A 22,260-nucleotide genomic window follows, 5' to 3' on the forward strand; every position below is an offset into this window, starting at 1 on the left:
AATGAAAGGAAACCAAATAGATGGGCAACCAGTCACGGAAGAACAACTATTAAAAGAAGGCTACCGTAAATATACGGGGGAAGGAATTGATATCTTTTATAATAAAGATATTTGTGAACATATTGGTAATTGTGTTCGTGGAAATCCAGAAGTCTTTGAAGTTGGTCGGAAACCATGGATTATTCCAGATAACGGAAGTGTTGAAAATGACATGATTGTAGTTGATTCATGTCCAAGTGGCGCTCTAAAATATATTCGGAAAGCAGGGAACGAGTATGCAAATTAAAGAAGAAAACAATCGTTTTGCTCTATATAACGATGAAAACCAAGAAATTGGTGAAATGACTTGGTCAGATGCTGGCGAAAGCATGATGATTATTGATCATACGTTTGTTGATCCAACTTATCGTGGACAAAAATTAGCTGAAAAACTTGTTTTAGCCGGTGTTGAAAAAGCGAGAAAAGAGCATAAAAAAATTATTCCGCTATGTCCATTTGCCAAAAAAGAATTTGATACTAAACCTGAATACGGAGACGTATTGAGAAAATAAAGAAGAAACTAGCAACAGCCGCAAGTAGAAATCTGATTCCTACTTGCGGCTGTTGCTATTAGAGACAAATAAGGAAAGACATTAAATTTCACTGGTGTTTACAGATAAAATATGCTACATTAAAGTAGATGAATTTCGCATATTTGTATAAAAAGGAGAATTAACGCATGTATAATCTAATCTTAACGTTGGTCATCATTTTATCTGTTTTAATCGTCATTACTGTTATGATGCAACCAAGCAAACAAAACAGTGCAGCAAGTGCCTTCACTGGCGGTGCAGATAAATTATTTGGGAAGCAAAAAGCGCGCGGTTTTGAAGCTGTTATGCAACGCTCAACAGCAGTTCTTGGCGCAATTTGGATGATTTTATTATTTGTTTTGGCGTTCTTATCTTCAAAATAAGTACGTAATCTTTTAAAATGACAAGTTTAGAACAGAGAGATGAGTGCGGACACTTATTTTTCTGTTCTTTTTCTTTCTGAAAAAGTCTTTGAAACTTATCATTTCGGAAGGTTTTCTTTTGAGAATATGATAGAATGAAGCTGAGGTGAGCGAAGTGGCAAAAAAAATCAATTTACCGAAGCCGTTATTTTCAGAAAAAGGAAAACGGGCGGTCCTTTTATTACACGCTTATTCTGGCAGCAGTAATGATGTACGGATGTTAAGCAGACGTTTAGAAAAAGAAAATTATACTGTCTATTCGCCTAATTTTTCAGGACATGGCACGCTAGTTCCTGAAGATATTTTAGATCAAACAACGGAACAATGGTGGCAAGATACACAAGAAGCAGTCGCTTTTTTGAGAGAAAGAGGTTACCAAGAAATTGCCATTTTTGGTTTATCAATGGGCGGGATTTTCAGTATGCATGCATTAACGGAACAATTAACAGGATTAATTGGTGGTGGATTTTTCTGTTCACCGATCTACCCTGTCGAAAATAAAGTCCCAGAAAATTTTGTATTATACGCAGAAAACGTGATGAAAATCGCAGAAGTTCCTGCAGAGGAACAACAAAGCCGGTTGCAATCGATTGAGCAACGAGTCAAACAACAATTAGGAGCGATTGAAACGATTGCTAGTCAGACGGCTGACAAACTAAACAAAATCCACGCACCTCTTTTCTTAGCGCAAGCTGGCAAAGATGAAATGATTGAGCCAATGGGCGTCTATCAAACGGCCCAAGCGCTAACACAAGCACGTGTGACCTTACAATGGTACCCAAACAGCGGACATGTCATTACGGTGAGTGGAGAACACAAACAATTAGAGCAAGATGTGGTGCAATTTTTAGCAACACTACCTTGGAATGAGGAGAAATAATGACAAAACAAACAATTAAAGAGCAAATTTTACATTTCATGGAAAACCAAAAAAAGAAAAGCTTTTCAATGGAAGAAATTGCACAAGGCTTGAATTTAGAAAAAAGTTCAGATTTTAAAATTTTAGTGCAAACCATTGCACAAATGGAACGAGAAAAGTCAGTTAGTTTCAACAAAAAAGGCAAAGTCCTGTTACCAATGAAAGACTTATTAATAGAAGGAACGTTTCGTGCAAATGAACGAGGCTTTGGTTTCGTGACCATCGATCCTGAAGAACCAGATGTTTATATTCCGAAAGAGGCAACGAACTTTGCAATGGATGGGGACACGGTTTTAATCGATGTGATCCAACATGCGGATCCTTTTTCAGATCGCGGCGCAGAAGGTAAAGTCAAAGAAATTAAAGAGCGAGCAGTGAGCCAAGTTGTCGGAGAATTTGTGGCATATAGTGAAGAAGAAATGGCAGAAATGGGACTGTATGGCTACATGATTCCCAAAGATAAGAAATTGAATCAGTATACTGTATCAATTGCACCTGAAGGGATTAAGCCAGTAGATGGTAGCATTGTCATTGCTGAAATTACCTATTATCCAGATCAAGAATATCCAACGAGTATGGAAGGACTAGTCAAACAAGTGATTGGTCATAAAAATGATCCAGGAATGGATATTTTATCAATCGTGGTGGCTCATGGAATTCCCACAGCATTTCCTGACGAAGTTTTAGCTGAAGCGGACCAAGTACCAGAAACTATTGCAGAAAGCGATTTAGTCGGTCGTCGGGATTTACGTGATCAGTTGATTGTGACGATTGATGGAGAAGATGCAAAAGATTTAGATGATGCGGTAACGGTACAAAAGTTAGCAAATGGCAATTTCTTTTTAGGGGTGCATATTGCAGATGTTTCTTATTATGTAACTGAAGGAAGCCAATTGGATATGGAAGCGTATGAACGTGGCACAAGTGTCTATTTGACTGACCGAGTTGTGCCAATGATTCCGCAGCGATTATCAAATGGGATTTGTTCGCTAAACCCACATGTTCCACGTTTAACCATGAGTTGTGAGATGGAAATTACACCAGAAGGAGAAGTTATTTCGCATGAAATTTTCCAAAGTGTAATCCAAACAACGGAGCGAATGACCTATACAGCAGTCAATGAAATTTTAGAAGAGCAAAAACCTGAAACGTTAGAACGCTACAAAGAGCTAGTTCCCATGTTTAAAGAGATGGGCGAGCTGCACCATATATTAGAAGAGATGCGTATGCGCCGTGGTGCGATTTCTTTTGAAGATCGTGAAGCCAAAGTCCTAGTTGATGAAAATGGTCATCCCCAAGATATTCTTTTACGCACGCGTGGCGTGGGTGAACGATTAATTGAATCCTTTATGTTGGCAGCGAATGAAACTGTGGCACGTCATTATCATGACTTAAAACTGCCATTTATTTATCGGATTCATGAACAACCAAAAGAAGAAAAAATGCAACGTTTCTTTGATTTTGCTGCAGTACTTGGCATTCTTGTTAAAGGAACAAAAGAAAACATTTCACCGAAAGATTTACAAAAAGTTTTAGAGCAAGTTGAAAATAAGCCGGAAGAAGTGGTTATCAATACGATGTTGCTAAGAAGTATGCAACAAGCGAAATACTCAGAAGACAACTACGGACACTATGGGTTGGCTGCTGAATATTATACGCATTTCACTTCACCAATACGTCGTTATCCAGATTTAATTGTGCATCGTTTGATTCGTAGCTATAGCCAAGATCAATCTGAAAAAAATCAAGAAAAATGGAACGAAGCATTACCAGAAATTGCCAACCATAGTTCAAGTATGGAACGTCGCGCAGTTGATGCAGAGCGTGAAGTGGACGCCATGAAGAAAGCCGAATTTATGGTAGATAAAGTGGGAGAAACGTATGACGGGATTATCAGCTCAGTCACAAAATTTGGTATCTTTGTGGAACTGCCTAATACAATAGAAGGCTTAATTCACGTGAACAACTTAAAACAAGATTATTTCCACTTTATTGAAAATCATATGGCGTTAGTTGGTGAACGGACGGGAATGACTTTGAAAATTGGTCAGAAAGTTCAAATCCGTGTTGAAAAAGCTGATCCAGAAACAAGAGAAGTTGATTTTGAATTGATTTCAGCTGAGGAAGTCGCACCAGTCGAAGGACCAAAAGGACGTAAAAAAGGTAAAGCCAATTCTTCAACTCGTTCAAATAATCAACGAAGAAATAAAAAAGATGAATCATTTGATGGTAAGAAAAAGAAAAATAAGAAAAAAGGCAAAGGCAAAAAACAACCTTTTTATAAAGAAGCAATGAAACAAAAAAATAAAAAAGGGAAAAAGAAGAAGTAGAGGAGGTCGCTTATGCCAAAAGGGGAAGGAAAATTAATCGCACAAAACCGCAAAGCTAGACATGATTATTCAATTATCGATACGGTTGAAGCTGGGCTTGTTTTACAAGGAACAGAAATCAAATCTATTCGTAATGGTCGTATCAATTTAAAAGATGGTTTTGCACGAATTCGAAACGGAGAAGCCTTTTTGTATAATGTTCATATTAGTCCATATGAACAAGGCAATATTTTTAATCATGACCCATTACGTACCAGAAAATTATTATTACACAAAAAACAAATTAATAAGTTAATCGGCGAAACCAAAAATACAGGTATCACATTAGTACCTTTGAAGGTCTATATTAAAGACGGCTATGCCAAAGTTTTGATTGGTTTAGCTAAAGGGAAAAAGCAGTACGACAAGCGTGAAGACTTGAAACGTAAGGAAGTTGACCGACAAATCAGCCGAACATTAAAAAATAACCGACGTTAAAAATGTAAATTTATTCTTTTTCGCATATTTGCTTGCCTTTCTTCGGATTAGGTGTAAAATCTGGTAAGTGTTGAGTAAATGAATGTAAATGATTCATTTTTTAATCGCTTCGGAAAGCAGTACCACCCTGCATTAGATTGGTTTATGGAAAAGGTTTTCCAACCAATTTTCAACACATGAAATTTTAAAAGTAAACTATTTGTAAATTATCAACAAGTGGTGGTACGATAGCTTTGCCAGGGATTATCACTCAGGAGTAGGATGAAACTTCTGAAAGATTGTTGGAAAAGAGGTGAATTGATTTGGAAGAGAAGAAATTACTCTTCAATATCGGACCAATTTGGTTTGATGGAACCATTGTTTTGATGGTGCTGTTGACGTGTATCATTGTTTTCGCCTTTGTCTATGCTTGTACGAGAAATATGAAGCTACGACCTAAAGGCAAACAAACGGTCATCGAATGGTTAGTAGATTTTATTCGTGGAATCATTACAGACAATTTACCTCGTAAAGAAGTGAGCAATTTTCATTTAATGGCGTTTACCCTGTTCATGTTTGTACTTGTTTCAAACATCTTGGGTCTCGTTACAAAAATCGTTGTGGGCGACGATCTCAGCGTTTGGAAAAGTCCAACCGCCGATCCAATCGTAACCTTAACGTTAGCGATGATGATGATTGTCTTAACACACTTCTTTGGTATGAAACGCTTTGGTTTTAAAGGCTATCTAGTTAATAGTTATTTAAGACCCGTTGGTTTCTTACTACCGGTAAAATTAATGGAAGAATTCACGAATCTATTAACATTAGGCTTGCGTTTGTACGGAAACATTTTTGCCGGCGAAGTTCTATTGGGCTTAATTGCTGGAACCGTAGCAAGCGTCGGATTATGGGTTATCCCACTAGCAATTCCGCTAGAAATGATTTGGGTAGCATTCTCAATCTTTATTGGATGTATCCAAGCGTTTATCTTTGTGACACTTTCAATGGTTTATATGTCACACAAAATTGAAACAGAAGAATAATCAAGAAATACGAAGGACAAAAATTATCTTTTAGGAGGATTTTACACAATGGAAGGATTAAATTTTATCGCAGCAGCAATTGCAATTTTCGGTTCAGCTATCGGAGCCGCTATCGGTAACGGACAAGTTATTTCAAAAACAATCGAGTCAATGACTCGTCAACCAGAAATGTCTGGTCAATTAAGAACAACAATGTTTATCGGGGTCGCTTTAATCGAAGCTGTGCCAATTTTAGGTGTCGTTGTTTCTTTATTACTTTTATTCAGATAAGCAATAAAATGGAGGCAGGACGCTGATTATTATCGGGACCGTCACTGCTTTCTTCTATCTTTAGCCTTTTCAATAGCTGGTGATAAAGCAGTTGAAGAAGCTAAATCGATTTTTGCAGGAAAGGAAGTTGAGACTTCATGCTACTTACTACATTGGTAGTCGGTGAAACGGCTCCTAGTACCACACTAGGCACGATGATTGTTGTCAGTGGTGCATTTTTAATCTTGATGCTCTTATTAAAGAAATATGCATGGGGAGCAATCGTAGATATTTTGACACAACGTGAAGAAAAAATTGCCAACGATTTAGACTCTGCAGAACAATCTCGCGTAGCAGCAGCGAAAATGGAAAAAGAACGTCAACAACAATTACTTTCTTCCAGATCAGAAGCAGCTGAAATTATTAAAAACGCGAAAGAAAGTGGAGAACAGACTCGCCAAAAAACATTAAAAGAAACAACTGCGGAAGTTACTCGCTTACGCGAAAAAGCTCGGACAGATATTTCTCAAGAACGTGAAGAAGCATTGTCTTCAGTAAAAAATGAAGTGGCAGATCTTTCTCTTCAAATTGCAGCCAAAATTTTAAATAAAGAATTAACACCAGATGCACATGAAGCATTGATTGATTCTTATATTGAAAGTTTAGGTAAAGCAAATGAAACTAGATAAATATACAGTTGGTAAACGCTACGGCAAGGCTTTGTTTGAGTTGGCAGTTGAAAAGAACCAAGCTGAAGCAATTTATCAAGAATTATTGACGCTTCGCGAAGTCTATCACCAAGTACCTGGTATTGGCGATATTTTAAGTGATGATCGCTTAGAACCTTATGAAAAAGACAGCATCATGGAAAAACTAGTAACAGGTTTTAGTGAAATGATGCAAAACTTTTTGCGAGTGGTTTACGAATATCGTCGCATGTATGATCTGCTCTTGATGATTGATGAATATGAACGACGTTATGATGAGCACCAAGGACTAATTTTGGGTTCAGTGACAACAGCCATTCCTTTATCAAAAGAACAACATCAAGCAATGGAAGAAAAAGCTGCCCAATTATTAGGGTATGAACAAGCGCATTTAGTCAATTTAATTGACCCGTCAATTGTTGGCGGAGTGGTTATTGAAGCAAACCATCAAGTAATCGATGGCAGCATCCGCAAACAATTAGAACATATGCAGCAGAAGTTATTAAAATAATCTTTAGGACTACAAAGAGGTGAATTGAATGGCTATCAAAGCAGAAGAAATCAGTGCCTTGATTAAAGAACAAATCGAAAACTATCAACAACAGCTTGCTGTTGAAGAAGTTGGAACAGTCACTTACGTCGGTGACGGAATTGCCCGCGCCCACGGTTTAGAAAATGCCATGAGTGGAGAACTTGTTGAATTTTCAAACGGTTCATACGGAATGGCACAAAACTTAGAAACAAATGATGTAGGGATTATTATCCTTGGCGATTTTGAAACCATTCGTGAAGGAGATAAAGTACAACGCACAGGCAAAATCATGGAAGTACCCGTTGGGGAAGCTTTGATTGGCCGTGTTGTTAATCCATTAGGTCAACCATTAGATGGTTTAGGCGAAATTAAAACAGACAAAACACGTCCTGTGGAAGCAACAGCTCCCGGTGTTATGCAACGTCAATCTGTTGCTGAACCAATGCAAACTGGCTTAAAAGCCATTGATGCCCTAGTACCAATTGGTCGTGGACAACGGGAATTAGTTATTGGAGACCGTAAAACAGGGAAAACATCGATTGCAATTGATACAATTATTAACCAAAAAGGACAAGATGTAATTTGTATTTATGTAGCGATTGGTCAAAAAGAATCTACTGTTCGTAACCAAGTAGAAACACTTCGTAAATTTGGTGCCTTAGATTATACAATCGTTGTGACTGCAGGGGCTTCACAACCAGCACCATTACTTTACATTGCACCTTATGCAGGAACTGCAATGGGTGAAGAATTCATGTATAACGGCAAACATGTCTTAATTATTTTTGATGACTTATCAAAACAAGCCGTGGCTTATCGTGAACTTTCTTTACTATTACGCCGTCCACCAGGTCGTGAAGCTTATCCAGGGGATGTCTTCTATTTACACTCACGTTTATTAGAACGTGCAGCTAAATTAAGTGATGAATTAGGTGGCGGTTCAATGACAGCCTTACCATTCGTTGAAACACAAGCAGGCGATATTTCTGCTTATATTCCAACAAACGTTATTTCAATCACTGATGGACAAATTTTCTTAGAAAGCGACTTGTTCTATGCAGGCACTCGTCCAGCCGTTGATGCTGGGTTATCTGTTTCTCGGGTCGGAGGATCAGCGCAAATCAAAGCAATGAAAAAAGTTGCCGGAACGCTTCGTTTAGACTTAGCTAGTTACCGTGAGTTAGAAGCCTTTACACAATTTGGCTCTGATTTAGATGCGGCAACACAAGCTAAATTAAACCGTGGTCGTCGTACGGTAGAAATTTTAAAACAAAAACTACATGCGCCACTGCCTGTAGAAAAACAAGTCTTAATTTTATATGCGTTAACACACGGCTTTTTAGATAGCGTGAGCGTGGATAAAATTTTACACTTTGAACAAGATTTATTCGATTATTTTGATGGCAAACATGCAGACTTATTGGAAACCATTCGTACTACGAAAGACTTACCAGATACTGATGCATTAGATGCAGCGATTACAGAGTTTTCTGAAATGTTTGCAGCGGCAAACAATAGCGGAGATTCAGCCAAAGAAGCTTTAGAAAAAATCGATAACGCATAAGAGAGGTGAGCGACATTGGGTGCTTCATTAAACGAAATCAAACAACGCATTGCATCAACAAAAAAGACAAGCCAAATTACCAAAGCGATGCAAATGGTTTCTGCAGCCAAATTGACCAAGTCAGAAGGCGCCTCTAAAAGCTTTCAAGAATATTCTTCAAAAATTCGTAGTGTCGTTACGCATTTAGTAGCTGCTCAGTTAAGTGAATTACGTGAAACAGAACAATCTTCTCTTAGTGAAGGGAACTATCATGTGATGTTAGCACAACGACCTGTCAAAAAAACAGGCTATATCGTTATCACTTCTGACAAAGGGTTAGTTGGTGGCTACAATAGCTCAATCTTAAAACAAACCATGAGTATGATTCAAGAAGACCATGATTCTAATAAAGAATATGCCTTAATCGCCATTGGTGGTACAGGGGCGGATTTCTTTAAAGCACGCGGAATCGATGTTTCCTATGAGCTAAGAGGCTTAACGGATCAACCAACGTTTGAAGAAGTCCGTAAGATTGTGACAACGGCAACGACTATGTACCAAAACGAAGTGTTTGATGAATTGTATGTTTGTTATAATCACCACGTTAACTCACTAACGAGTCAGTTTCGTGTGGAAAAAATGTTGCCAATTACTGATTTAGATCCATCAGAGGCGACCTCTTACGAACAAGAATATCTTTTAGAGCCTTCACCTGAAGCAATCTTGGATCAATTATTACCACAATATGCAGAAAGCTTAATTTATGGGGCGATCATTGATGCGAAAACAGCAGAACATGCTGCTGGGATGACCGCCATGAAAACAGCCACTGACAATGCGCAAAATATTATTAGCGATTTAACAATTTCTTATAACCGTGCTCGTCAAGGGGCGATTACCCAAGAAATTACAGAAATTGTTGCTGGTGCAGCTGCACTAGAATAATCTAGTCTTACGTTTGAACGTTTATAAAAACGTTCAAAGCGTGTGACTTTATGAAGACTGGAGGAAAGAAATTATGAGTTCAGGAAAGATTGTTCAAGTAATCGGTCCCGTTGTTGACGTGGAATTTTCATTAGATCAATCCTTACCCGATATTAACAACGCTTTAGTCGTTTATAAAAATGGCGAAGCAAAACAAAAAGTAGTACTTGAAGTCGCTTTAGAACTAGGTGATGGAGTGATTCGTTCTATCGCTATGGAATCGACAGATGGTTTACAACGTGGAATGGAAGTTATCGATACAGGAAAATCAATTTCAGTTCCTGTTGGTAAAGATACATTAGGTCGTGTGTTTAACGTTTTAGGAGACACAATTGACTTAGAAGCGCCATTCCCTGCAGATGCTGAACGTAGTGGGATTCATAAAAAAGCGCCAGCATTTGATGAATTAAGTACCAGTAATGAAATTTTAGAAACAGGGATTAAAGTTATTGACTTATTAGCACCTTATCTAAAAGGTGGTAAAGTCGGACTTTTCGGTGGTGCCGGTGTTGGTAAAACCGTCTTAATTCAAGAATTAATTCATAATATTGCCCAAGAACATGGAGGGATTTCCGTCTTTACTGGTGTTGGTGAACGGACACGTGAAGGGAACGACCTGTACTATGAAATGAAAGATTCAGGCGTTATTGAAAAAACAGCCATGGTTTTTGGTCAAATGAACGAACCACCAGGTGCACGGATGCGTGTGGCCTTAACTGGGTTAACGATTGCTGAATATTTCCGTGATGTGGAAGGACAAGACGTGCTATTATTTATTGATAACATTTTCCGTTTCACCCAAGCCGGTTCAGAAGTTTCTGCCCTTTTAGGTCGGATGCCGTCAGCCGTTGGTTACCAACCAACCTTAGCGACTGAAATGGGACAATTACAAGAACGGATTACTTCAACGAAAAAAGGATCAATTACCTCTATTCAAGCAATCTATGTTCCAGCCGATGACTATACCGATCCAGCGCCAGCAACAGCGTTTGCCCATTTGGATGCAACAACTAACTTGGAACGTAAATTAACCGAACAAGGGATTTATCCAGCGGTAGATCCGTTAGCTTCATCTTCTAGTGCCTTGGCTCCTGAAATTGTTGGAGAAGAACACTACGAAGTGGCTACCGAAGTGCAACATATTTTACAACGTTACCGTGAATTACAAGATATCATCGCTATTTTAGGGATGGACGAATTATCAGATGACGAAAAAGTACTTGTTGGTCGCGCACGCCGTGTTCAATTCTTCTTATCTCAAAACTTTAACGTTGCTGAACAATTTACAGGTCAACCTGGTTCTTATGTACCAGTTGCGGAAACAGTTCGTGGCTTTAAAGAAATTCTTGAAGGTAAACATGATAATCTGCCAGAAGAAGCCTTCCGTAGTGTCGGTAAAATTGAAGATGCCATCGAAAAAGCGAAACAATTAAACTACTAGAAAGGCGGCAAACACAATGGATAGTCTTACTGTGAATGTAGTAACGCCTAATGGTCTAGTTTATGACCACCATGCAAAAATCGTTGTGGCGAAAACAACAGATGGTGAAATTGGTATTTTACCAAAACATGCGCCAATCATCGTTCCGCTAGCGATTGATGAAGTCCGCATCAAACGGACCGATTCAGATACACATGTTGACTGGGTAGCTGTAAATGGTGGTATCATGGAAGTCCGTGATAATGTCGTTTCTATTATTGCCGATAGTGCCGAACGTGAACGAGATATCGATGTACCTCGTGCTGAACGAGCAAAACAACGAGCAGAACGTTTAATTGAAGAAGCCAAAGCAAAAGATGACCGCGATCAACTACGTCGTGCGACTGTTGCTTTGCATCGTGCAATCAACCGGATCAACGTATCGAAACATGGGTAAAAAAGGCTGAAGGATTCAGTCACTTTTGTAGAGTTTAAGGCGCTTGCTATTGAGTCAGGTGCCTTAAACTCTATTTCTTCGTATTTTTTAATAAATAGTGTCAAATTTTGGCATTTCAAGTGGATTAATTATCGGTTTTTATTATTTTGTGATAAAATGTTCCTACGTTAGAAAAAAGGAGGCTCCTTATGCAATACTATGGAGTAGATGCTATTGTTCGAATCGTTAGTCATCTTATGTTCATTTACATAAGTTTTTGGGCGTTGCAATCATTGCGTATTGAGCAATTTTTCAAAACCCAGTTTACACCGCAAATCAGAATGTTGATGGTATTTTTCGCCATCGCTATCGGATACACAGTTAGCTCGTTTGCTTTAGAATTGATTGCGCTTTGTCGAAATCTTTTCATTGTGTATTTTCCTTAAAAATTGAAAAATAAAAAAAGGTACAATTTTTAGTTGAATAATGGTATAATAGTAAAGATTTTGAATAGGAATACCTATTCTCATTTTTTTGGGGGGAACAAAATGGAACAAATTATTGTTCATGGTGGTAATACAAAATTAGAAGGAACTGTAAAAATTGAAGGCGCCAAAAACGCTGTTTTACCAATTTTAGCAGCTACTCTTTTAGCTGAAGAAGGCGTTACTACTTTAAAAAATGTACCAATTTTATCTGATGTATTTACAATGAATCAAGTAATTAAGCATTTGAATGTAGCCATTGATTTTGATGAAGACGCGAATGAAGTAACAATAGACGCAACACAACCTTTAGGGATCGAAGCAAACTATGAGTACGTTAGTAAAATGCGTGCTTCTATCGTTGTAATGGGACCTTTATTGGCTCGTAATGGCCATGCCAAAGTGGCAATGCCAGGTGGCTGTGCCATTGGAAAACGACCAATTGATTTACACTTAAAAGGCTTCCAAGCATTAGGTGCAAAAATCATCCAAAAAAATGGTTATATTGAAGCAATTGCGGATGAACTAATCGGTAACACTATTTACTTAGACTTCCCAAGTGTCGGCGCTACGCAAAACATTATGATGGCTGCTGTTCGTGCGAAAGGAACAACCATCATTGAAAACGTTGCTCGTGAACCTGAAATCGTTGACTTAGCAAACATTTTAAACAAAATGGGTGCCAATGTTATCGGTGCTGGAACAGAAACGATGCGTATCGAAGGCGTCGATAAATTACATGCCGTAGAGCATTCAATCGTTCAAGATCGAATTGAAGCAGGTACGTTCATGGTAGCTGCAGCAATGACTGAGGGCAATGTTTTAATTGAAGAAGCAATTTCTGAACATAATCGTCCGCTAATTTCTAAATTAACTGAAATGGGTGCAATCATTGAAGAAGAAGAAAACGGCATCCGTGTAATTGGACCAAAACATCTAAAACCAACAGATGTTAAGACAATGCCGCATCCTGGTTTCCCAACAGACATGCAAGCGCAAATGACAGCGATCCAAATGTTTGCTGAGGGAACAAGCATCGTGACAGAAACAGTCTTTGAAAATCGTTACCAACACTTAGAGGAAATGCGTCGAATGAACGCTGACTTAAAAATTGACGGCAACATTGCCGTTATTAATGGCGGCAACGAGTTACAAGGAGCAGCAGTGGAAGCCACTGATTTACGGGCAGCTGCCGCATTGATTTTAGTAGGGTTACGTGCAAATGGCATTACACGTGTCTCTAATTTGAAATATTTAGATCGTGGCTATTATGAGTTCCATAAAAAACTTCAAAAATTAGGCGCGAACGTTGAACGTGTCAATGATGAAAAAATTGAAGAAAAACAAGCAACGACAGTAATCTAAAGGAGTCAAACGTATGAGTTCATTTCGTTATATTTTAGTAACATTATTGAAAATTCTAGTGGTCATTTCGTTAGTCATTATCTTATTTGTTGTGGGAACAATGATTGGTTATGGTTTGATTGGAAATGGGAATCCAATGGATGTCTTTGATGAAAAAATTTGGACTCATATTATGAACTTCTTTAAATAAAAACTTATTTTAAAGCGGTGAACAAAAGTCAATTGACGATTGTTCACCGCCTTTTATTTTTCCTGAATATCTATTTTATTCTATGCTATAATAATAGAAGTAAGATAATGAAGGAGTGGGATGGAAGATGCAAGCAACCGTAACAGAAATAGGCAAACATGCAATCGATGATTCAGAAAAAATGATTATTCTTTTTGGAGAAACTGCTACCGATACCTTGAAGCAACATGCAGTTATTCAATCATTCCCAGAAAAAGACCAAGTTACCTTGGCAGAAGGAGATCATCTGAAAATTGGCGATACAAACTATACAATCACAAAAGTGGGTTCTTTTGCCAATAGTAACTTGCAGAGTATCGCTCACAGCACTTTAATCTTTGCTGATGCACCAACCGATGAGGATGATGTTATCCGAAATGGTGTTTATTTAACGCCCCATCAGTTACCAAAGATAACTATTGGAACAACCATTGATTATTTAGTAAATGGAGCGTGAATCAATGGATAAAAAACAAACGACTGATAAACGCCTGTCTTGGTTTTGGCGTTGGTTTTTAAATAATCAAGTAGTAACAGCCTTACTGATTGTCTTATTGGTGCTGTTAATTATTCTAACTTTTACGAAAGTTTCTTATTTATTTAAGCCCGTCTGGCAGTTTTTCGGCGTTGTCGGCTTACCAGTAATTATGGCGGGGATTTTATATTATTTATTAAATCCAATTGTCGATTATTTAGAGAAAAAACAAATCTCACGTGTCTGGAGTATTATCGGCCTATTTATTTTAATTGTGGCACTACTCATTTGGGGTGGTATTGTAATCGTTCCTAAAATTCGTGAGCAATCTGTCAGCTTTGTGAATCATTTTCCTCAATATATTGATACAATTGATCAAAAATCGCAGGAAATATTAAGTGATCCACTTTTCGCGCAATTTAGAGAACAACTTGAAGCGGCAGGCGATAAAGTTGTCAGCTCGTTAGGTACCATCATTAAAAACGTCTCAACGTTCACAGTACAAGGAATTGGTAATTTCTTTGGGGCGGTGGCTACGATCTTTGTCGCCATCATTACGATGCCCTTTATTCTATTTTATTTACTGAAAGATGGCAAAAACTTAGCGCCATATTTAATGAAGTTTTTACCAGTGAAGATGCGTAAACCAACCTTAAAAGTTCTTGCAGAAGTGAATCATCAAGTCTCTTCTTATATTAGAGGACAATTAACTGTCGCTTTCGCAGTGGCAATTATGTTTATGATTGGTTTTTCTGTCATTGGCTTAGATTATGCAGTCACTTTAGGTATTGCAGCAGGCTTTTTAAATTTAATCCCTTATTTAGGGTCATTTTTAGCCATGATTCCAGCAGTCTTTTTAGGAATTGTCAGTGGGCCAGCTTTGTTAATTAAAGTCTTGATTGTTTTTGCCATTGAGCAAACGGTCGAAGGTCGGTTTATTTCACCACTTGTCCTAGGCAGTCAGTTATCCATTCATCCAGTCACCATTTTGGTTGTTTTATTAACGTCTGGTAAACTATTTGGGATTGTTGGGGTGATTTTAGGAATTCCTGTTTATGCCGCAGCTAAGGTGATAATTACACACATTTTTGAGTGGTACCAAATTGTTTCCGGTTTGTATGATGAAGATAAGCCAGATCAACAAGAATCTACGTAACAAAAGAGACAAGCAGTGAACGAACTGCTTGTCTCTTTTTGATGTAAATCACTCGGAAAATTTAGAATGTTTTACCGTATTCAGTTGCTTTGGTCATGGCAGTATTTAAAAGTTCTTCCGCGCGATCAGGGAAATGATCGATTCCTTCGATGAATAATCCGTCAACTTGCTCAACGCCAATAAAGTTTAGAATCGCTTTAATGTATTGAGAAGCAAAATCTTTTCCTTCGTAGAAGCCGCCATTTGATTGGATGTGTAAGGCTTTTTTACCACTTGTTAGAGGTTTTGGTCCTTCTGCAGTATATTGGAATGTTTTTCCAGCAACGTTGATTGTATCTACCCAAGCTTTTAAGCGTGTCGGTACGTTTAAGTTCCACATTGGATTAGCAATTACTACTTTGTCTGCAGATAAAAATTGATCAGTTAATTCATTAAAACGAGCCACTTTTTGTTGTTGGTTTTCGCTTAATGTTTCAAATGCTGCGCCAGCGCGAAGTGCACCCCAAGCAGATAATAATTCTTCATCGATTTCCGGCATGTTTGTTTCTGGGGCATAAACATCTAAAATTTCGATTTCGTCTGATGGATTTGTTTCACGGTATGAAGCTAAAAATGTTTCTAACGCACGAACTGAGCGTGATTCTTCTTTTGTTAATGGATGTGCTTTAACAACTAATAATTTTGACATTGTGTAATCTCCTTAAAATAAATAGTTTAAAAATTCAACATCTCTATTTTACTAATAAAAAGTAAGAGAAAGCAAGTCTTTTTTTTACTTTTAGTAAACTTTTTTTTAAATGGATCAAAAGTGTAAAAAATAAATAAAAATATTTTTTTGGAAAGGCTTGCATATTAAAAAAAAGCATGCTATTATTACTTTGTAAATAAGGATTGTTACTGCTTTGCAGGCAAAACCAGAGTCTTCCATTAACACAATCAGTGGAGGGATTCTGGGCTTTTTTTATAAAAAAGTGAGGTTGCATTCATCATGAGGATTGAAAAAGTTTTAAATAATAATGTCGTGCTTTCAAGAAATGAGCAAGGCGAAGAAATTGTTTATATGGGACGCGGCTTAGCCTTTCAAAAGAAGATTGGAGACACGATCAATCCAGATTATGTTGAAAAGGAATTCGTGTTAAAGGACTCCGCTATGGCAGGGCAATTCCAGCAGCTGTTTGAAGACGTCCCCACCAAAGAAGTAGAAGTCGTCAAACAAATCGTTGATTTAGCAGAAACAACGCTAGCGATTGAGCTTTCATCAAATATTTATTTAACTTTAACGGATCATATTCACTATGCGTTACTTCGAGCCAAAGAAGGAATTGATATTCCGAATCCTCTTGTATTCGAAACACGCAAATTTTATCCTAAAGAATTTGAAATCGCAAAGCAAGCATTAGCGATTATTGCTGAAAAGCTAGGAGTTCAATTTTCAGAAAATGAAGCGGGCTTCATTGCTTTTCATATTGTGAATGCTGAACAAGGAAATGGCAATATGGAAGTTACCATGGAAGCAACCAAGATGGTTCGTGATATTTTAACGATTATTAGTCGCTACTTTGGACAGGTGTTTGATGAAGATTCATTGAACTATCAACGAATTGTTACACATCTTCAATATTTTGCGCAACGTTATTTAAAACAAGAAGCGCATGATGAGGAGGACGAATTTCTTTTTGCATTGGTCCAAGGAAAGTATCCTAAGGCGTTTCAAGCGGTCCAACGTATTAATGAGTATTTATTAAAAAGCTATGATCGACCAATTGATCAAGCGGAAATGATTTATTTAACCATTCATATCCAAAGAGTGGTCAATGATAAAAAAGCATAACAACCAATAATCGCGGATTGTTACTGATAATGCAGGCAAAACCTAGATTGAAAAAACCGATAACGATTTTCGCAGACTGCGCAGCTGTGAAGAGAAGGATCTGGCTCTTTTTCAATGTAGGTTTTTTTGATATTAAAAATTAATGGAAATGAGGATCTAGAGATGAGTAAAAATCAAGAAATTGCAGCACGTGTGTTAAAAGCTGTTGGGGGCGAAGGCAACGTTAATAGTGTTGTTCACTGTGCTACACGCTTACGTTTTAAATTAAAAGATGAAAATAAAGCAGATACAGCTGCATTGAATGCTGACCCAGATGTTATTCAGGTAGTTCAAAGTGCAGGACAATATCAAGTGGTTATTGGCAGTCACGTTAGTGATGTCTATAAGGATTTGATGGCCAACAGTGGACTAGGTAATGATTCTGATAATAGAGAAAAAGAAAGTGGCGGAAATATCTTTAACCGTTTAATTGATATTATTTCTTCTATTTTTACACCGTTTTTAGGTGCAATGGCCGGCGCTGGGGTTCTAAAAGGCTTCTTAACATTGGCTGTAACTATGGGCTGGTTAGCTGACACTTCAGGCGTATATCTTGTTCTCTTTTCGATTGCAGATGGTTTATTTACTTTCTTACCAATTATGTTAGCGTTTACGGCTGCTAAAAAATTCAATACTAATCCCTTTTTAGCGGTTGCTTTGGCGATGGCCTTAGTTCATCCCAGCATTACTGCTTTAGCAGGCAAAACAATTAGCTTTGCTGGTCTTCCAGTGATTATTGGGCCAAGTGGCTATACTTCTTCGGTTTTACCAATTATTTTGGCTGTTTTTGCACAAAGTTATGTAGAACGTTTCTTCAAAAAAGTAATTCCGAGTTTTCTACAAATTATCTGCGTTCCGTTAGCTGTGTTCCTTATTATGGCACCTGTTACCTTCTTAGCTATTGGTCCTATCGGGACGGTCATCGGCGATTGGTTGGGACAAGGATACAACGCAATTTACGCTTTTAGTCCAATTATCGCAGGGTTATTAATGGGTTCGTTGTGGCAAGTCTTGGTAATGTTTGGTATGCATTGGGGCTTTGTACCAATTATGATGTTAAACTTAACACAAGGTGGCGATACGATGGTACCAATGTTATTACCAGCCGTTATTGCACAAGGCGGGGCTGCTTTAGCTGTCTTTTTCCTAACAAAAAATGTGAAACTAAAAGGTTTGGCTTTGTCTTCAAGTATTACGACTATTTTTGGAATTACTGAACCAACTGTATATGGCGTGACTTTACCATTGAAAAAACCATTTATTGCAGCTTGTATTGGTGGCGGTATCGGTGGTGCATTTGTGGCTATGAATCACGTGAAAAATTTTACGTTTGGCTTGGTTAGTATGTTGAGCTTGCCTGGCTTTATTCCTGCAGAGACAAAAGATACTGCACCGATGATTACTGGTGCAATTGGTGCCGGAATTGCCTTTATCATTGCGTTTGTCTTAACGTTTGTCTTACGTTTTGAAGATCAACCTAATCCAGAAACAGCAACTGAAAAAACAGAAACTGATAAGATGGTGGCACCTGTAAAAACGAATCAAGAAGACAAAATTATTTTAGCAAGTCCACTTCAAGGTGAAATTTTACCGCTAGAAAAAGTACAAGACCCTGTTTTTGCTTCAGGTGCTTTAGGAAAAGGTGTTGCAATTGAGCCGACTGAAGGCAAACTGTATGCACCCGCAGATGGTGAAATCACCACATTATTTCCGACAGGACATGCTGTTGGCTTGACGACAACAGAGGGCGTTGAATTATTAATGCATATTGGCATGGATACGGTCGAATTAGATGGTAAAGGCTTTGAATTATCAGTGAAACAAGGTGATTCTGTTAAAAAAGGAGATTTGCTGGTTACTTTTGATATTGCTGCCATTAAAGAAGCTGGTTATCCAGTAGTTACACCGATTGTGGTAACGAATACGAATGATTATTTAGATGTTTTGGATATGAACCAAACAGACGTGTTACATGGTGAAGACTTTTTAGCCATTATTAAATAAAAGACAATTGGAGGAGGAACAAGTATGACAACAACGACAAAATTTCCAAAAGGATTTTTATGGGGCGGTGCGACCGCAGCCAATCAATTAGAAGGGGCTTACTTAGCCGATGGTAAAGGGTTATCTGTGGCAGATGCGATGCCGGGAGGAAAACAACGTTTCGCTATTTTAGGAGATGAAGCGTTTGATTGGACGATTGACGAAACGAAATATCGCTACCCTAATCATACAGGAATTGATCACTATGATCGCTTTAAAGAGGACATTGCGTTGTTTGCTAAAATGGGCTTCAAATGTTATCGCTTTTCAATTGCGTGGTCGCGTATTTTTCCAAAAGGAGATGAAACACAACCGAATGAAGCCGGCTTGAAATTTTATGATGCGGTTATCGATGAATGCTTAAACTATAACATTGAACCAGTAATTACGATTTCTCATTATGAAATGCCACTGCATTTAGCGAAAGAATACGGCGGGTGGAAAAATCGCCAATTAGTTGACTTTTATGAACGTTTTGCGAAAACTGTTTTAACACGTTACCACCAAAAAGTTAACTATTGGATGACATTCAATGAAATTAATTCAGCGTTCCATTTCCCAGCACTTAGTCAAGGATTGGTGAAAAGCAATGGAGCCAATGATTATCAAAACATTTTCCAAGCATGGCATAATCAATTTGTTGCAAGTAGTAAAGCTGTAAAAATTGGCCATGAATTAAATCCAGAATTACAAATTGGATGTATGATTATTTATGCAACAACGTATGGCATTGATTCGAATCCAGTCAATCAAGTTGCTACAATGATTGAAAACCAAGAGTTTAATTATTATTGTACAGATGTTCAAGTTCGTGGTGAATATCCAGCATACGCAGAACGCATGTATCAAAAATATGCTGTGAAAGACTTAGTTATTGAAGAAGGAGATTTAGAATTATTAAAAGAATACCCAGTGGATTACATTGGCTTTAGTTATTATATGTCGACTGCTGTCGATGTTACTGGCACTACCAACGATACAGCAAATGGGAATCTTTTAGGCGGCGTTAAAAATCCCTTCTTAGAAGCAAGTGAATGGGGTTGGCAAATTGATCCCGAAGGATTACGAATTGCCCTAAATGAATTATATAATCGTTATCAAAAACCTTTATTTATTGTGGAAAACGGCTTAGGTGCAATTGATAAAGTAGACGAAAATTTCTATGTGGCAGACGACTATCGGATTGATTATTTACGTCGTCATATTGAAGCAATGGCAGAAGCAGTTGCAGACGGCGTCGATTTAATGGGCTATACGCCGTGGGGCTGTATCGATTTAGTCAGTGCTTCCACAGGTGAAATGAGTAAACGGTATGGGTTTATTTACGTTGATTTAGACGATGAAGGAAATGGTACTAAAAACCGTTATGAAAAAAAATCGTTTAATTGGTACAAACAAGTTATTGAAACTAATGGACAAAACTTAGACTAGTTATTGTAATTAAACAAAACAAGATAAGCGTAGTAGGTTGTTGCTTCTGTTCCCGCCGTTTATTAATTTTTAAGCTTGGGCCAAAAATCCAAAGTGATTTTTGGCCCAAGCTCTTTTTTGTCAATTTTTCAAAATAGTGCACAATACGTTATAATAGAAACAACTGAGAGGAGCGTTTCTAATGATTAAGCAATTACAACATCCATTTTTTGTTATTATGGGTCCTAGTGGTTCTGGCAAGACCGCAATTACAAGTAAGGTTTTTCCGAAAAACTATAAAGTTATCTCGCATACTACGAGGAAAAAACGATTGGATGAAGTGGATGGTGTGGATTACTATTTTGAAACAAAAGCAAGTTTTCAAACCTTGATTGAAACCAATCAGTTAGTGGAGTATGATTTTTACCATGGAAACTATTACGGTGTCGGTGTAGCTGCCATCGTTGAAACAACGAAAGAGCATCCAGCCTATAATGCGTTAACTTTTCCAGGCTTTCAAGCGGTCTTTGAGCGTTTCGGCGAGTCCGTCATTCCAGTTTTTTTTGACGTTTCAAAAGAAAATATTTATCAACGTTTAAAACAACGAGAATCTGATCCTAAAATTATTGAAGAACGTTTAAACCTTTATGATCAAGAAATTCTTATCAAAAACCAATTGGAACAATATCCTAATTATCAACGAATAGATGCCAATGGACCTATAAAAGAGGTCGCTGGCTTGTTACAAGAATGCATCAAACACTATTATTAATCAAGCAACTGGTGAGACAGAATCTAACATCAATTTTGTCTTGCTAGGTGCTTGATTTTTTTTGTAAAAAACTTGCATTCTGAATAGAGAGTGCTATAATGACATGGTGTCATATGACAATGTGTCATAAAAGGGAGGAACACAAATATGCCTACGAATACGTTTTTTCATTTGCCAGAAGAAAAGCAACAACGCTTATTAGATGCTGCGCAAATTGAATTTTCGCGCCATTCTTTACAAGAAGCGTCAATTGCAAATATTGTTAAATTAGCGGAAATTCCTCGCGGTAGCTTTTATCAATATTTTGAGAACAAAGAAGATTTGTATTTTTATTACTTTGCGACATTAAGAAAAAATAGTGAACGAGATTTAGAGAAACAAATTATTGCGGAAGATGGCGATTTAATCGAAGCCATGGATGTCTATTTCTCCAAAATGATTGTCGAAGTGCTAACTGGAGAGAATGCTTCTTTCTATCGGAATTTATTTGTCAACATGGACTATCGTGCTTCACGTCGGGTGACGGATAATTTAGCGACTGGGGAAGAGGAAAAAAATAGGAAACAGCACTGTCATAAGCATAGAGGAAGAAAAGGCCATGCTGCCTATGCAGAACATCTTTATCAAATAATTGATCGTTCGAAATTAACCATTGAAACGCCAAAAGAATTCACATGGTTCATGCAGACGGCGATGCATGCCGTTTTCTCAACAATTGTTGATGGGTATCGTCAACAAAGAGAAAATACTGCCTATGATTCAACTGAAGCAGTCAAACAATTAAAAATGAAATTAAATTGGTTGAAAAATGGCGCTTATAAGTAGCAAAAAGGAGGAGAAGT

The 22,260-nt window shown here is 37.7% G+C and carries 25 protein-coding genes; 24 read left to right on the forward strand and 1 reads right to left on the reverse strand.

Annotated features, from left to right (window positions below; translation table 11 throughout):
* Nucleotide 1 precedes the first annotated feature (1 nt).
* The 19 genes from IGL80_RS03885 (at nt 2) to IGL80_RS03975 (ending at nt 15,323) form a co-directional block, all read left to right on the forward strand.
* A complete protein-coding gene (locus IGL80_RS03885) occupies nt 2-286 on the forward strand; it encodes a (4Fe-4S)-binding protein (RefSeq protein WP_002356543.1) in 285 nt (94 codons plus the stop codon).
* Nucleotides 276-551 carry a GNAT family N-acetyltransferase gene (locus IGL80_RS03890; RefSeq protein WP_002356545.1) on the forward strand — a complete coding sequence of 92 codons (276 nt, stop codon included), beginning with the start codon at nt 276-278 and terminating at the stop codon, nt 549-551. The genes IGL80_RS03885 and IGL80_RS03890 overlap by 11 nt, the downstream gene beginning before the upstream one ends.
* 167 nt (nt 552-718) lie before the next feature.
* Nucleotides 719-955, forward strand: coding sequence for a preprotein translocase subunit SecG (secG, locus tag IGL80_RS03895; protein ID WP_002356546.1), 237 nt, complete (start codon nt 719-721; stop codon nt 953-955).
* A gap of 145 nt (nt 956-1,100) precedes the next feature.
* The gene (locus tag IGL80_RS03900) at nt 1,101-1,874 is read left to right on the forward strand and encodes an alpha/beta hydrolase (RefSeq protein ID WP_002384145.1); all 774 of its coding nucleotides are present in this window, start codon (nt 1,101-1,103) and stop codon (nt 1,872-1,874) included.
* Nucleotides 1,874-4,243, forward strand: a complete 2,370-nt coding sequence (rnr, locus tag IGL80_RS03905; protein WP_002359604.1) for a ribonuclease R — start codon at nt 1,874-1,876, stop codon at nt 4,241-4,243. The genes IGL80_RS03900 and rnr overlap by 1 nt, the downstream gene beginning before the upstream one ends.
* A gap of 12 nt (nt 4,244-4,255) precedes the next feature.
* Nucleotides 4,256-4,720, forward strand: a complete 465-nt coding sequence (gene smpB, locus IGL80_RS03910; protein ID WP_002356550.1) for an SsrA-binding protein SmpB — start codon at nt 4,256-4,258, stop codon at nt 4,718-4,720.
* A gap of 302 nt (nt 4,721-5,022) precedes the next feature.
* The gene (gene atpB, locus IGL80_RS03915) at nt 5,023-5,742 is read left to right on the forward strand and encodes a F0F1 ATP synthase subunit A (RefSeq protein ID WP_002356551.1); all 720 of its coding nucleotides are present in this window, start codon (nt 5,023-5,025) and stop codon (nt 5,740-5,742) included.
* Between the two features lie 48 nt (nt 5,743-5,790).
* Nucleotides 5,791-6,012, forward strand: a complete 222-nt coding sequence (atpE, locus tag IGL80_RS03920) for an ATP synthase F0 subunit C (RefSeq protein ID WP_002356552.1) — start codon at nt 5,791-5,793, stop codon at nt 6,010-6,012.
* Between the two features lie 137 nt (nt 6,013-6,149).
* Nucleotides 6,150-6,680 (forward strand): F0F1 ATP synthase subunit B, encoded by a 531-nt coding sequence (gene atpF, locus IGL80_RS03925; RefSeq protein WP_002365031.1) that lies wholly within the window; start codon nt 6,150-6,152, stop codon nt 6,678-6,680.
* Nucleotides 6,667-7,209, forward strand: a complete 543-nt coding sequence (atpH, locus tag IGL80_RS03930) for an ATP synthase F1 subunit delta (protein ID WP_002356554.1) — start codon at nt 6,667-6,669, stop codon at nt 7,207-7,209. Before atpF ends, atpH begins: the two co-directional genes overlap by 14 nt.
* A 28-nt stretch (nt 7,210-7,237) precedes the next feature.
* A complete protein-coding gene (gene atpA, locus IGL80_RS03935) occupies nt 7,238-8,794 on the forward strand; it encodes a F0F1 ATP synthase subunit alpha (RefSeq protein WP_002356555.1) in 1,557 nt (518 codons plus the stop codon).
* 15 nt (nt 8,795-8,809) lie between these two features.
* Complete coding sequence (locus IGL80_RS03940) at nt 8,810-9,718, forward strand: F0F1 ATP synthase subunit gamma (protein WP_002359606.1); 909 nt, start codon at nt 8,810-8,812, stop codon at nt 9,716-9,718.
* Between the two features lie 73 nt (nt 9,719-9,791).
* Nucleotides 9,792-11,198, forward strand: coding sequence for a F0F1 ATP synthase subunit beta (gene atpD / locus IGL80_RS03945; protein ID WP_002356558.1), 1,407 nt, complete (start codon nt 9,792-9,794; stop codon nt 11,196-11,198).
* A gap of 16 nt (nt 11,199-11,214) precedes the next feature.
* A complete protein-coding gene (locus tag IGL80_RS03950) occupies nt 11,215-11,634 on the forward strand; it encodes a F0F1 ATP synthase subunit epsilon (protein WP_002356559.1) in 420 nt (139 codons plus the stop codon).
* 188 nt (nt 11,635-11,822) lie between these two features.
* Nucleotides 11,823-12,059, forward strand: coding sequence for a DUF1146 family protein (locus tag IGL80_RS03955; RefSeq protein ID WP_002356560.1), 237 nt, complete (start codon nt 11,823-11,825; stop codon nt 12,057-12,059).
* A 102-nt stretch (nt 12,060-12,161) separates the two neighbouring features.
* Nucleotides 12,162-13,463: a UDP-N-acetylglucosamine 1-carboxyvinyltransferase gene (gene murA, locus IGL80_RS03960; RefSeq protein ID WP_002356562.1), complete on the forward strand. Its 1,302-nt coding sequence runs from the start codon at nt 12,162-12,164 to the stop codon at nt 13,461-13,463.
* Nucleotides 13,464-13,476: 13 nt separating this feature from the next.
* On the forward strand, nt 13,477-13,653 hold the full coding sequence (locus IGL80_RS03965) for a DNA-directed RNA polymerase subunit beta (protein ID WP_002356564.1): 177 nt from the start codon (nt 13,477-13,479) through the stop codon (nt 13,651-13,653).
* A gap of 127 nt (nt 13,654-13,780) precedes the next feature.
* A complete protein-coding gene (locus tag IGL80_RS03970; RefSeq protein WP_002356567.1) occupies nt 13,781-14,149 on the forward strand; it encodes a PTS glucitol/sorbitol transporter subunit IIA in 369 nt (122 codons plus the stop codon).
* 4 nt (nt 14,150-14,153) lie between these two features.
* The gene (locus IGL80_RS03975; protein WP_010708062.1) at nt 14,154-15,323 is read left to right on the forward strand and encodes an AI-2E family transporter; all 1,170 of its coding nucleotides are present in this window, start codon (nt 14,154-14,156) and stop codon (nt 15,321-15,323) included.
* A 61-nt stretch (nt 15,324-15,384) separates the two neighbouring features.
* On the opposite strand, the gene IGL80_RS03980 is transcribed toward IGL80_RS03975, so the two are convergent.
* The gene (locus IGL80_RS03980; protein WP_002356569.1) at nt 15,385-16,011 is read right to left on the reverse strand and encodes an FMN-dependent NADH-azoreductase; all 627 of its coding nucleotides are present in this window, start codon (nt 16,009-16,011) and stop codon (nt 15,385-15,387) included.
* Nucleotides 16,012-16,311: 300 nt separating this feature from the next.
* Here IGL80_RS03980 and licT point away from each other — a divergent pair, with 300 nt between their 5' ends.
* The 5 genes from licT to IGL80_RS04005 all read left to right on the forward strand — a co-directional run bounded on the left by licT (nt 16,312) and on the right by IGL80_RS04005 (nt 22,243).
* A complete protein-coding gene (licT, locus tag IGL80_RS03985) occupies nt 16,312-17,154 on the forward strand; it encodes a BglG family transcription antiterminator LicT (RefSeq protein WP_002359608.1) in 843 nt (280 codons plus the stop codon).
* A 162-nt stretch (nt 17,155-17,316) separates the two neighbouring features.
* Nucleotides 17,317-19,197 carry a beta-glucoside-specific PTS transporter subunit IIABC gene (locus IGL80_RS03990; protein ID WP_002359609.1) on the forward strand — a complete coding sequence of 627 codons (1,881 nt, stop codon included), beginning with the start codon at nt 17,317-17,319 and terminating at the stop codon, nt 19,195-19,197.
* Nucleotides 19,198-19,221: 24 nt separating this feature from the next.
* Nucleotides 19,222-20,667 carry a glycoside hydrolase family 1 protein gene (locus IGL80_RS03995; protein ID WP_085366509.1) on the forward strand — a complete coding sequence of 482 codons (1,446 nt, stop codon included), beginning with the start codon at nt 19,222-19,224 and terminating at the stop codon, nt 20,665-20,667.
* A gap of 181 nt (nt 20,668-20,848) precedes the next feature.
* Entirely contained in the window at nt 20,849-21,418 is a 570-nt protein-coding gene (locus IGL80_RS04000) for a guanylate kinase (protein ID WP_002367148.1), read from the forward strand.
* Between the two features lie 147 nt (nt 21,419-21,565).
* Nucleotides 21,566-22,243, forward strand: coding sequence for a TetR/AcrR family transcriptional regulator (locus tag IGL80_RS04005; protein ID WP_002359614.1), 678 nt, complete (start codon nt 21,566-21,568; stop codon nt 22,241-22,243).
* Nucleotides 22,244-22,260 lie beyond the last annotated feature (17 nt).

The sequence above is a fragment of the Enterococcus sp. DIV2467a genome, assembly GCF_050532945.1.
Lineage (GTDB): Bacteria > Bacillota > Bacilli > Lactobacillales > Enterococcaceae > Enterococcus > Enterococcus faecalis.